Source organism: Streptomyces sp. NPDC002795 (assembly GCF_042888725.1).
GTDB lineage: Bacteria > Actinomycetota > Actinomycetes > Streptomycetales > Streptomycetaceae > Streptomyces.
On record NZ_JBIAQB010000001.1, the window covers coordinates 596,019 to 607,652 of the forward strand.

At 70.4% G+C, this 11,634-nt stretch carries 8 protein-coding genes; 2 read left to right on the forward strand and 6 right to left on the reverse strand.

Going from position 1 to position 11,634, the window contains the following annotated elements; translation table 11 throughout:
- Positions 1 to 8: 8 nt before the first annotated feature.
- The 5 genes from ACFYWS_RS02585 to kdgD form a co-directional block, all read right to left on the reverse strand.
- Positions 9 to 1,742, reverse strand: a complete 1,734-nt coding sequence (locus ACFYWS_RS02585; RefSeq protein WP_389268691.1) for an IlvD/Edd family dehydratase — start codon at positions 1,740 to 1,742, stop codon at positions 9 to 11.
- Between the two features lie 31 nt (positions 1,743 to 1,773).
- The gene (locus tag ACFYWS_RS02590; RefSeq protein WP_389268693.1) at positions 1,774 to 3,219 is read right to left on the reverse strand and encodes an Nramp family divalent metal transporter; all 1,446 of its coding nucleotides are present in this window, start codon (positions 3,217 to 3,219) and stop codon (positions 1,774 to 1,776) included.
- A gap of 168 nt (positions 3,220 to 3,387) precedes the next feature.
- The gene (locus ACFYWS_RS02595; RefSeq protein ID WP_389268695.1) at positions 3,388 to 4,710 is read right to left on the reverse strand and encodes a gluconate:H+ symporter; all 1,323 of its coding nucleotides are present in this window, start codon (positions 4,708 to 4,710) and stop codon (positions 3,388 to 3,390) included.
- Between the two features lie 114 nt (positions 4,711 to 4,824).
- Positions 4,825 to 6,174 carry a glucarate dehydratase gene (gene gudD, locus ACFYWS_RS02600; protein ID WP_389268697.1) on the reverse strand — a complete coding sequence of 450 codons (1,350 nt, stop codon included), beginning with the start codon at positions 6,172 to 6,174 and terminating at the stop codon, positions 4,825 to 4,827.
- Between the two features lie 91 nt (positions 6,175 to 6,265).
- A complete protein-coding gene (gene kdgD, locus ACFYWS_RS02605) occupies positions 6,266 to 7,198 on the reverse strand; it encodes a 5-dehydro-4-deoxyglucarate dehydratase (RefSeq protein WP_389268699.1) in 933 nt (310 codons plus the stop codon).
- Positions 7,199 to 7,507: 309 nt separating this feature from the next.
- On the opposite strand from kdgD, the gene ACFYWS_RS02610 reads away from it, so the two are divergent.
- Together ACFYWS_RS02610 and ACFYWS_RS02615 are read left to right on the forward strand one after the other, a co-directional pair.
- On the forward strand, positions 7,508 to 8,107 hold the full coding sequence (locus ACFYWS_RS02610) for a TetR/AcrR family transcriptional regulator C-terminal ligand-binding domain-containing protein (protein ID WP_389268701.1): 600 nt from the start codon (positions 7,508 to 7,510) through the stop codon (positions 8,105 to 8,107).
- Between the two features lie 55 nt (positions 8,108 to 8,162).
- A complete protein-coding gene (locus ACFYWS_RS02615; RefSeq protein WP_389268703.1) occupies positions 8,163 to 10,535 on the forward strand; it encodes a DHA2 family efflux MFS transporter permease subunit in 2,373 nt (790 codons plus the stop codon).
- An 81-nt stretch (positions 10,536 to 10,616) separates the two neighbouring features.
- Here the strand turns inward: ACFYWS_RS02615 and ACFYWS_RS02620 are convergent, their stop codons facing one another.
- Positions 10,617 to 11,516 carry a LysR family transcriptional regulator gene (locus tag ACFYWS_RS02620; protein ID WP_389268705.1) on the reverse strand — a complete coding sequence of 300 codons (900 nt, stop codon included), beginning with the start codon at positions 11,514 to 11,516 and terminating at the stop codon, positions 10,617 to 10,619.
- Positions 11,517 to 11,634: the final 118 nt, after the last annotated feature.

An 11,634-nucleotide genomic window follows, 5' to 3' on the forward strand; every position in this document is an offset into this window, starting at 1 on the left:
CACCCACCTCAGTGCGAGTCGCGCGGCACGTCGCTTCCGCGGCAGCCGCGCAGGAAGTCGAAGTCCGCGCCACGGTCGGCGCCCTCGACGTGCTGCGTGTACAGCCACGCGTAACCACTGGCGTGGCGCGGCTCAGGCGCCTGCCAGGCCGCGCGACGGCGCGCCAACTCCGCCTCGTCCACCTCCAGTTGCAGCGAGCGTTTCGCGACGTCCAGCGTGATGGTGTCCCCGTCGCGTACGAGGGCGAGGGGGCCGCCGACCGCCGCTTCCGGTGCCACGTGGAGGACGACCGTGCCGTACCCCGTTCCGCTCATCCGGCCGTCACACACCCGCACCATGTCGGTGACACCGGCTTTGAGCAGCTTGGTGGGCAGGGGCACGTTCGAGACCTCGGGCATGCCGGGGTAGCCCTTCGGGCCCGCGCCGCGGATCACGAGCACGGTGTTCTCGTCGACGTCCAGGTCCGGGTCGTCGCACACCTCGTGGTAGGCCTCCGGGGAGTCGAAGACGCGGGCGGTGCCGGTGTGCGTGAGCAGGTGGGGCGAGGCCGCGGACTGCTTGATGACCGCGCCGTCGGGGCAGAGGTTGCCGCGCAGGACCGCCGTGCCCGTGCCCGCCGGCTGGAACGGTGCCACCACTGGCGTGATCACCTCGTCGCCGACGCGCTCCGCGTCCGCCACGTTCTCGGCGATGCTGCGGCCGGTGACGGTGAGCTGCTCGCCGTCCAGCAGCCCGGCCCGTACCAGCTCGTGGTGGACGGCGGGCAGGCCGCCCGCGTAGCAGAAGTCCTCCATGAGGTAGGTGCCGGACGGCATCAGGTTGAGCAACGTCGGTACCTCGCGGGCCAGTTGGTCGAAGTCCTCGGTGTCGAGGTCCACGCCGACGCGGCCGGCGAGCGCCGTGAGGTGGATGATGGCGTTGGTGGAGCCGCCGATCGCCGCGTTCGTGCGGATCGCGTTCTCGAAGGCCTCGCGGGTGAGGATCCGGGAGGGGCGCAGGTCCTCGTCCACCATGTCCACGATGCGGCGGCCGGCCGCCTGCCCGGTCTCGTAGCGGCGCATGTCGACCGCGGGCCAGGTCGCGGAGCCCGGCAGCTGCATGCCGAGCGTCTCCGCCATGCACGCCATGGTGGAGGCCGTGCCCATCGTCATGCAGTGGCCGTTGGAGCGAGCCATGCAGCCCTCGGCGAAGAAGCACTCCTCCTCGGTCATCCGGCCGGCCTTGACCTCGGCCTCCATCTGCCACACCGCCGTGCCCGAACCGACGTCGCGGCCCTGGAACTTGCCGTTGAGCATCGGCCCGCCGGTCACCATCACCGCGGGCAGGTCGACGCTCGCGGCGCCCATGAGCATGGCCGGGGTCGTCTTGTCGCAGCCCGAAAGCAGCACCACACCGTCCAGCGGGTTGGCGCGGATCAGCTCCTCGACCTCCATGGCCATGAGGTTGCGGTACAGCATGGCCGTGGGCCGCATCAGTGTCTCGCCGGTGGCCATGGTCGGGAACTCCAGCGGGAAGCCCCCGGCCTGCCACACCCCGCGCTTCACCGCCTCGGCGACGCGCGTCAAGTGGGCGTTGCACGGCGCGAGTTCGGAGGCGGAGACGGCGATGCCGATCACCGGCCGCCCGTCGAACACATCAGGCCCGAAGCCCTGGTTGCGCATCCACGACCGGTACACCATGCCGCCGCGTCCGGCGGCACCGAACCAGGCCTGACTGCGTCGGGCCGCGTGACCGTGTGCCATGAATTTCTCTCCTCTACGTAGCCGGGGTGGTTCAGCCGAACAGATCCATCAGCTGCTGCCGCACCGTCAGTACGGACAGCACACCGAAGAGCAGCACCGCCCACACCAGCGCGGCCACGCGAATGCCGCGCACCTTCAGGGGGTTCGGCAGCGCAGTGCGGTTCATGACGAGGAGCAGGATCGAGTAGACGAACATCATCAGCCCGGACACACAGGCCGAGATGACGAGCAGTACGAGCGGCTGGTCGAGCCCGGAGAGCAGCACGATCGCGCCGATGGCGACGACCGCCCACACCAGGCGCGCGTAGATCCGCGACTCGCTCATCTCCCGCTGCCGCATATAGGTGGACTTCAGGACGTCGGCCGCCAGCCTGCTGGTGTAGTCGATGATGCCGGTGGCCGCGCTGAACAGTGAGAACGCGCCGACCAGCCAGAAGAACACGCCGAACCAGTCGCCGACGCGCTCCTGGAGGACCTGCCCCTCCTTCTGGATGAAGCCGACGTTGTTCTCCAGGCCGCCGGTACCGAACAGCGTCGAGTGCGCCAGCAGCGACGACAGGACGATCGTCACGATGGTGACGAGTACGAAGGTGAGGGCCTGCTCGACGTTGGCGAAGCGCCACCAGCGGCGCCAGCGGGACAGGTTGGTCTCGTTGAGTTCGAAGACGTACCCGACGACGGGGCCCGCGGCCTCCTCGTTGCCGGTGACCGGGCTGACCAGTCGGGGCACGTAGTGGCCCATGCCGAAGCCCTTGTCGCGGATCCAGTTGCTCTGCACGAGGTTCTGTCCGCCGCCCGCGCCCGCGTAGGCGAGGGCACCCATGAGGACGGCCACTCCGAGTTCGGAGGGGAACGTCGCGTCGGTGACGGCCTTCGGCAGATCGCCGACGGTGGTGGCGGTGACCGCGAGGATCAGGGCGAGAACGAAGAAGCCACCGATGACGACGATCTTGACGCCGAGCAGCTTCTCCAGCGCGTTGTAGACGACGGGCGCGAGGGTGAGGATCAGGCCGATGAGGACCAGGAGTCCGATGCCGATGTAGGCGGGTTTGCCGCCGAACACGTAACTGAGCATCGTCGCCGAGCTGGTGGCCCAGCCGGGCCAGAGGTTGGCCGCGTAGGTGAACACCACCATGACCAGGCCCCAGTGCCGCCAGTAGCGGTTGAAGCCGGTCACGGCGGTCTCGCCGGTGGCGAGGGTGTAGCGCTCGATCTCCATGTTGAGGAACCACTGGGTGACCACGCCGACCACGGCGCCCCAGAGGAAGACGAGGCCGGCCTGCGTGGCGATGTAGGGCCAGAGGATGAACTCGCCCGATGACACCCCGACTCCCGCGGCCACGATGCCGGGGCCGATGAGGCGCCAGGTCTTCGCGGGCGGCGCGGGCAGCTCCCGGACGGCGGGTGGCGGCAGGAGCTTGGTGCGCAGGGGGAAGGGGGCGGGCGCTGGGGAGGGGGAGCTTCCGGTCTCGGTCATCTGGGGCGTCTCCGGGGGCCGTTGGGGCGGAAGGGGAGCGCGTTGCGATGCCCAGCAATCATCGGATGATTCGGGGAGCCCGTCCAGGGGTGCGCACGAAGAACGCCCCGGGCCTGTCGGCCCGGGGCGTTGTCGATACCGGGGCCGCGGAAGCCCCCATCACCTCCGTCACATCACGGCATTGAGCGCCATGACCCCACCGAGGCCCAGCACCGCCAGCACCGTCGTGTACGAGGTCCGTGCCTTGATCGCGTCCAGGACCGAGAGGTTGAAGTATTCCTTGAACATCCAGAAGCCCGGGTCGTTGACGTGGGAGAAGGCGATCGAGCCGCAGGAGACGGCGAGCACCATCAGCTCCGGGGACGATCCGCTGCCGGCCACCATCGGAGCCACGATGCCCGCGGCCGTGGACACGGCCACCGTGGCCGAGCCGAGGGCGATGCGCAGGATCGCCGCGATCAGCCAGGCGAGAAGCAGCGGAGAGATCGACCAGTGCTCGGTGGTGTCCTTGATGTAGTCCGAGATGCCGCCCTCGACGAGGACGTTCTTGTACGCGCCGCCCGCCGCGATCACCAGCATGATCATGGCCATGGACTTGGCGGCGTCGCCGCAGGAGGTGGCGATGTCCCCCAGCGAGCGGCCGATGCGCGGGCCGAAGACGTAGATCGCGAGCAGCAGGGTCAGCAGCAGCGCGAACTCGGGGGAACCGACGAACTTGATGACACCCATGCCCGGGGCGTGGTCGTCGAGGGACATCTCGGCGATGGCCGCACCGGCGATGAGGATCACCGGGAGCAGCGCGACCGCGAGCGACCAGCCGAGGGCCGGCATCTCGTCCTCTTCGAAGACCCGCTCGGTGACGAGGCCCTTGGGTATCGACGGGTTCATCCGGCGGACGAACGGCAGTCGGGGCCAGACGAGGGCGATCAGGGCGCCGACGGGGACGGCGACGAACAGGCCGACGAAGAGTGTCTTGCCGACGGAGGCGTCGAACATCTCGGCCACGGCGGTCGGGCCGGGGTGCGGCGGCAGGAAGCTGTGCATCGTGGAGAGCGCGATGGACATCGGCAGGCCGATCCACAGCAGGTTCTGCCGGGTGACGCGGACCAGGGTGAACGCCACCGGGACGATGATGACGAAGGCGACCTCGTAGAACATGGTGACGCCGATGAGCATCGCGGTGACGACCATGGCCACCTGGACCCAGCGGTCACCGAACGCCCTGGTCAGTTTGGTGGCGATGCGCTGGGCCGCTCCCGCGTCACCCATCACACGGCCGACCATGGCCCCTAGGCCGATCACCGGCAGTGTGCCGGAAAGTTGGTCACCGATACCGGTCTCCAGTACATCGGAGATCTCCGGCAGGCTGATGCCCTGGACCATCGCGACGACCACCGCGACGAGGAGCAAGGCGATGAAGCCGTTGAGCTTCACCTTGGTCATCAAGAACAGGAGCGCCACAACACTGAGCGCAACGACGAGCATGGGCATGATCACTTCTCCTTCGAAGTGACGGGGGCACGTTCGGAAGTCAGGGCATGCGAGGGCTCGGTGCGGCGTCACCGAAGACGCCGCACCGGGAGGAAGGGCCCGGGTGGAGAAGGGTCAGCGCACCAGCGCGGGGCGCTTGGCGTCGAAGGTCCAGCCGGGGACCAGGTACTGCATGCCGGCGGCGTCGTCGCGGCTGCCGAGGCCGAGGGAGAGGTAGCGCTGGTGGGCCGCCTCGACCTGCTCCATGTCCAACTCGACGCCCAGGCCCGGGCGTTCGGGGAGCGCGATGGTGCCACCCTCGATGGGCAGCGGCTCGCGGGTCAGGCGCTGGCCGTCCTGCCAGATCCAGTGGGTGTCGATGGCGGTGATGTCACCGGGCGCCGCGGCGGCGACGTGCGTGAACATCGCCAGCGATACGTCGAAGTGGTTGTTGGAGTGCGAACCCCAGGTCAGGCCCCAGGCGTCGCAGAGCTGGGCGACGCGCACCGAACCGTTCATGGTCCAGAAGTGCGGGTCGGCGAGCGGGATGTCGACCGCGTCGGCCTTGATGGCGTGGCCCAGCTGCCGCCAGTCCGTGGCGATCATGTTGGTGGCGGTCTTGAGGCCGGTGGCGCGGCGGAACTCGGCCATCACCTCACGGCCCGAGTAGCCGCCCTCGGCGCCGCACGGGTCCTCGGCGTACGCGAGGACGTCGCGCAGCGAGTGGCCGATGTCGATGGCGTCCTTGAGCAGCCAGCCGCCGTTGGGGTCGAGGGTGATGCGGGCCTCGGGGAACCGCTCGGCGAGCGCGGTGACGGCCTCGGCCTCCGCGTGCCCGTCGAGGACGCCGCCCTTGAGCTTGAAGTCCTGGAATCCGTACCGCTCCTGGGCCGCCTCGGCGAGCGCGACGACCGCCTCGGGGGTGAGCGCCTCCTCGCTGCGCAGCCGCTCCCAGGCATCCTTGGCGTCGGACTCGTCGCGGTACGGGAGGTCGGTGCGGCGCCGGTCGCCGACGTAGAAGAGGTAGCCGAGGACGGGGACGGACGTGCGCTGCACGCCCTCTCCGAGCAGCGCCGCGACCGGCACGTTCAGATACTGGCCGAGGAGGTCGAGCAGCGCGGCCTCGACGGCGGTGACCGCGTGCACGGTGATGCGCAGGTCGAAGGTCTGCGCGCCGCGGCCGCCCGCGTCCCGGTCGCCGAACCGCTCGCGTATCGCGCGCAGGACGGCCTGCGGGTCACCGACGGGCTGTCCGACGACCAGGTCGGTGGCGTCCTCCAGGGTGCCGCGGATGGGCTCGCCGCCGGGGACCTCACCGACGCCAGTGCGGCCGTCGGAGTCGGTGAGGATCACCAGGTTGCGGGTGAAGTACGGGGCGTGGGCGCCGCTCAGGTTCAGCAGCATGCTGTCCTGGCCTGCGACCGGGACGACCCGCATCGAGGCGACGACGGGGGTGGCGGCGGGGGGAACGGCCTTGGTGCTCATGGACGGTGACACCTTTCGCGTGCGGCTCGCAGGCGGATGAGGGGACCTACGGAAGGGGCGGGCGGTACATGATGCGTGCGCCTGAGCGTTCTCAGAGGCTGATGCCCTTGATCAGCGCGAGGAGTGCGTCCAGTTCGTCCGGTGCGAGGTCGGTCAGCGGTGGCCGGACCGGGCCCGCGGGGTGGCCGGTGGCGGTGAGTCCCGCCTTGACGATGCTGACCGCGTAGCCGCTCTTGCGGTTGCGGATCTCGGTGTACGGCAGGACGAACTCGTCGAGTTTGCGCAGCACTTCGTCGTGGCGGCGTGCGCGGACGTCCGCGTAGAAGGAGAGCGCGAACTCGGGGACGAAGTTGAAGATGGCCGACGAGTAGGTGGTGACACCGAGTTCGAGGTACGGCAGGGCGAAGGTCTCGGCGGTCGGCAGGCCGCCGATGTAGGTGAGACGGTCGCCGAGCTTCGTGTAGATGCGGGTCATGGCGTCGATGTCACCGACGCCGTCCTTGAAGCCGATCAGGTTCGGGCAGCGCTCGGCGACGCGGGCCACGGTGTCGGCGTGGTACACGGCGTTGGCGCGGCTGTAGATGATGACACCGAGGTTCGTCGCCTCGCAGACCGCCTCGACGTGCGCGGCGAGTCCGTCCTGCGGGGCCTCGGTGAGGTAGGGCGGGAAGAGCAGGATGCCGTCGGCGCCGGCGCGCTCGGCGGCCCTGGCCATCTCGACGGCGGTGGCGGTGCCGTAGCCGACCGGGGCCAGGATCGGCGTGCCCTCGGGCGCGGCGGCCACGGCGGCGGCGACGACGCGCCCGACCTCGGGCACGGTCAGCGAGAAGAACTCGCCGGTGCCGCCGGCCGCGAAGAGCCCGGCGACTTCGTACGCTCCCAGGCGGCCGATGTGCTCCTGGTAGGCCTCCTCGTCGAAGTCGAGGGCGGCGGGGTGGTCCTCGCCCCGGAAGTGGGTCACGGGGAAGGACAGCAGGCCCGAGCCGAGTCGTCGACCGAGGTCGGCAGGCGTGTAGGCGGTCATTGCGGTGGTGCTCCCGAACTGAGGTGTGCGACAGACGTACCGGAGGCGGGCCAACTCCCGTATGGCCCGCGTCACTGGTCTGGCGTGACGCTATGAGCTGCCGCTGATGCACGTCCAACACCGATTTCGCATCTTGCGATGCGCGTTCGGAATCATTGCGGCATCGACCCGGCCGACCCCCGCAACGAAACGTTTGCGTTTCGATGCCGAGGGGGCGTACCTTTTAACGGTACGAAACCGTTTCGGATCGCTTATCCGCGCACGACAGACCGCGAGCGGATCCGCGCACCACCGTCAGGCAAGGAATTCATGGGGCTGCCCGAACCCCTCACGCGCAGAAAGCGGCGCACCCGGCTCACCCCCGAGCGGGAGCGCGAGCTCTTCGCACGCACCCTCGACCTCGTACGCGACGTCGGCTACGAGACGATGACGCTCGACGCCGTCGCCGCACAGTCGCGGTGCAGCAAGGCCACGCTCTACCGGCAGTGGGGCAGCAAGCCACGCCTGGTGTCCGAGGCGCTGCGCGAGATGCGGCCGTTCTCCCTCGACGACCTCGACACCGGGTCCCTGAGGGGCGATCTGCACGCGCTCGCGCAGCGGATCGGCGAGGCCCGCAAGGACCTCGACCTCGTACGCGGCATCTCGCTGGCCATCCGCAAGGACGCGGATCTCGCGGACGCCGTGCACGAGGCGCTCGTCCAGCCCGAGCTCGATCTGTTCGAGACGATGCTGGCGCGGGCCGCGGAGCGCGGCGAGATCGACCGCTCCGCGCCGGCCTGCGGTTTCCTTCCGCACATGTTCCTCGGCTCCGTCTTCTCCCGGCCGCTCCTCGAGCGGCAGCCGGCCGACACCGAATATCTCCAGCGCTACGTGGACACCGTCGTCCTCCCCTTGCTGCTGCCCGCCTGACCGCCTCCGGCCCCTCCCGGCCTCCGGCTCCCGACAGACCTCGAAGGACCACGCAATGCCCACCCCGCTCGACGCGCGTGAGCGTCCGGCCGCGGCTTCGTCCGCACAGCCGCCGGGCGCCCCGGCCGCGCACCACGTGCCCCACCGCTGGTGGGTCCTGGCCGTCATCGGCCTCGCCCAGCTGATGGTGGTGCTCGACGCCACCATCGTGAACATCGCCCTGCCGTCCGCCCAGGCGGACCTCGGCTTCTCCGACGACGGCCGCCAGTGGGTCGTCACCGCCTACTCGCTCGCCTTCGGCAGCCTCCTGCTGCTCGGCGGCAAGCTGTCCGACCTCTTCGGGCGCAAGAACACGCTGATCATCGGCCTCATAGGGTTCGCGGGCTCGTCCGCTCTCGCCGGTGCCGCCACCGGCTTCTCGATGCTTGTCGTGGGCCGCGCCCTTCAGGGTGTGTTCGGCGCGCTCCTCGCGCCGACCGCGATGGCACTGCTCACGACGACCTTCACCGAGCCGAAGGAGCGCGCCCGCGCGTTCGGCATCTTCGGTGCGATCGCCGGTTCCGGCGGCGCCATCGGCATGCTGCTCGGCGGCTTCCTGACCGAGCACCTCGACTGGCGCTGGACGCTCTACGTCAACCTGGTCATCGCCGCGGTCGCGGTCGTCGGCGCGGTCGTCTTCGTCCGCAATCCCACTCCCGGACCGCGCCCCAAGCTCGACCTGCTGGGCACGCTGCTCGTCGCGGCAGGCCTCTTCAGCATCGTCTTCGGCTTCTCCAACGCCGAGACGCACAGCTGGGGCAACTGGATGTGCTGGGTCTTCCTGGCCGCGGGCGTCGTACTGCTCGCGATCTTCATCGCGTGGCAGACCCGGGCCAAGCACCCGCTGCTGCCGCTGCGCGTCCTGGCCGACCGCAACCGCGCCGCCTCCTACGTGAGCGTGTTCATCACCGGCGCGGGCATGTTCGGGATCTTCCTGTTCCTGACCTACTACCTGCAGCTGATCCTCGGCAAGAGCCCGATGGAGACGGGCGTCGCCTTCCTGCCGATGATCCTGTCGCTGATGGTGATGGCGCAGCTCGCCACCGTCGTACTGGTCCCCAAGCTCGGCCCCAAGCCGGTCGTCCCGGTCGGCATGGGTCTCACCGCGGCCGGCCTGGTCTGGCTCACCGCGCTCGACGTGAACAGCAGCTACGCCTCGCACGTGCTGCCGCCGCTGATCCTGATCGGCCTCGGTATCGGTCTCGTGATGCCGCCCGCGATGAGCCTCGCCACCCTCGGGGTCGACCCGAAGGACCAGGGCGTCGCCGCCGCGACCGTCAACACCATGCAGCAGGTCGGTGGCTCGATCGGTACGGCGCTGTTCAGCACCATGGCCGCGACGGCCGCCTCGAACTACATCGCCGACCACGGTGCCTCGAAGGCCGCCCAGGCCGAGGCCGCCGTGCACAGCTACTCGACCGCGTACTGGTGGGCCGCCGGGTTCTTCGCCGCCGGTCTCATCGTCTCGGTCCTGCTGTACCGCGCGGGCCGTCCGCTGGCCCACACGCAGCAGAAGGTCGAGTCGGCGTCCGAGACGGCCGAGGCCGTCGAGGTGGCCGGTGAGGCCGTCGCCGCTGCCGCTCCCGTCGCGCCTGTCGCCACCGCCCCCGCGGTGCAGGGCCCCGGTGTGCACGGCCGGATCCTCGACGGGCAGGGCGCTCCCCTGCCCGGCGCCGTCGTCACCCTCATCAACCGCACCGGCGCCCAGATCGGCCGCGGCACCGCCGCCGCCGACGGCAGCTACGCGGTGTCGGCCCCGGCCGCCGAAGGTGACGGCTACGTCCTCGTCGGCTCCGCCCCCGGCCGCGACCCGCGCGTCGCCACGCTCGCGCTCCGCGCCGACGGGCCGGTCAGCTTCGACCTCGTCCTCAGCGGAGACGGCGGCCTCTACGGCACCGTACGGACCGACTCCGACTCGGCACCCGTCCCGGGCGCGCTCGTCGTCACCACCGACGAGCGCGGCGAGACCGTCGGCTCGGCACTCACCGACACCGACGGCGGCTACTCGCTGCCGCAACTGCCGCCCGGCGCCTACACGTTCACCGCCAGCGCGGAAGGCTTCCAGCCCTACGCGGGCCAGGCCCACGTCGCGGGCGGCACCGCCACCCGCCAGGACGCCGTACTGCGCTCCGCCGCGACCCTGACCGGCACGGTCCGGGGCACCGACGGCTCCCCGGTGAACGACGCCCGCGTCACCCTCCTCGACCAGGCGGGCAACGTGGTCGCGGTACACATCACGGGCGACGACGGCGCGTACGCCTTCGCCGGCCTCTCCGGCGCCACCTACACGGTGATCGCCAGCGGCTACCCGCCCGTGTCCCAGCCGGTCACGGTGGCAGGCACCGGCAACCCGAGCGACCTCGACGTCGCGCTCACCCACGGAGACTGACGGTCCCCGACGGTTGAGGAAGCACACCGCCGCGGGCGGGGCAGATGTCTGCCCCGCCCGCGGCGTCTTGCATGGCCCCGGTCACACCGCCCGGTGCCCCAGCGCATCGATGACCCGGTCCATGAAATCCGCCGCGGCGGGCGGGAGTTCGCGACCCGCCCGGCACTGCACCTGGAGTGTGCGCTGGCGGAACTCCTTCTCCTCCAGTGGTACGGCGGTCAGCGCGCGGCGGTCGGACGGGCCCAGGGTGACGCGGCTCGCCAGGGTGACCGCACTGCTGGCGCGTACGAAACGCAGCAGGGCGTCCACCGTGGTGCACTCGAAGACGCCCTCCACCGTGAGCTGGTGTGCGGCGGCCGACGCCTCCAGGAGCAAGCGGCTCGTGGTGTCCGTCGACGGCAGGGCCACCGGATGCTGGACAAGGTCGCGCACCGAGACGGCCGGCCTGTCCGCTAGCGGGTGGCCCCTGCGGACGATCGCGCACAGCGGGGCCTCCTGCGTGTAACGGATCGAGACACCCGCCGGCAGCGCGATGTTGAAGGTGACTCCGAGGTCGGCGATGCCCTCCGCCACCATCTGGGTCGCCTCCGTCGGCCGCGCCACGTGCAGGATGACGCGGGCCTCCGGGTGCTCCGCGTGGAAGGCGGCCGCGACGTCGGGCAGCAGGTGGTGGGTGACACCGATCGTGGCGGCGACGGTGATGACCGCGCGGGTCGTCCGGCGCTGATGCACCTCCTCGGTGAACGCCTCGGCGTCCTGGATCGCCCGCCGTGCGAAGCCCGCGAACGCACGACCGGCCGGGGTGGCGGTGACACCGCTCGGCAGCCGGTCGAAGAGCGGGGCTCCCACCTCCCGTTCCAGCCTGGCGAGTTGGCGGCTCACCGCGGAGCCCGCGACGAAGAGACGGCGGGCCGCCGCGTTCACCGAGCCCGTCTCGAAGACGGCGATGAAGTACTTCAGGGCCGGGTCGACCAGTGGCATCGGATGTGCCCTCTCCCTGCGCCTTCGCCATGGACCGGGCATTGCCGCTACGGCAACGCACGCGTTCCCATATTGTCACCGCCGGACGTGCCACCGCCCCTTGTTGGCCTGCTCCGTG

Bases quoted from the DNA above. Each gene is read 5' to 3' on its own strand.
- ACFYWS_RS02620 (WP_389268705.1), bottom strand. From the start codon at position 11,516: ATGCCACTGGTCGACCCGGCCCTGAAGTACTTCATCGCCGTCTTCGAG.
- ACFYWS_RS02590 (WP_389268693.1), bottom strand. From the start codon at position 3,219: ATGACCGAGACCGGAAGCTCCCCCTCCCCAGCGCCCGCCCCCTTCCCC.
- ACFYWS_RS02615 (WP_389268703.1), top strand. From the start codon at position 8,163: ATGCCCACCCCGCTCGACGCGCGTGAGCGTCCGGCCGCGGCTTCGTCC.
- gudD (WP_389268697.1), bottom strand. From the start codon at position 6,174: ATGAGCACCAAGGCCGTTCCCCCCGCCGCCACCCCCGTCGTCGCCTCG.
- kdgD (WP_389268699.1), bottom strand. From the start codon at position 7,198: ATGACCGCCTACACGCCTGCCGACCTCGGTCGACGACTCGGCTCGGGC.
- ACFYWS_RS02595 (WP_389268695.1), bottom strand. From the start codon at position 4,710: ATGCCCATGCTCGTCGTTGCGCTCAGTGTTGTGGCGCTCCTGTTCTTG.
- ACFYWS_RS02610 (WP_389268701.1), top strand. From the start codon at position 7,508: ATGGGGCTGCCCGAACCCCTCACGCGCAGAAAGCGGCGCACCCGGCTC.
- ACFYWS_RS02585 (WP_389268691.1), bottom strand. From the start codon at position 1,742: ATGGCACACGGTCACGCGGCCCGACGCAGTCAGGCCTGGTTCGGTGCC.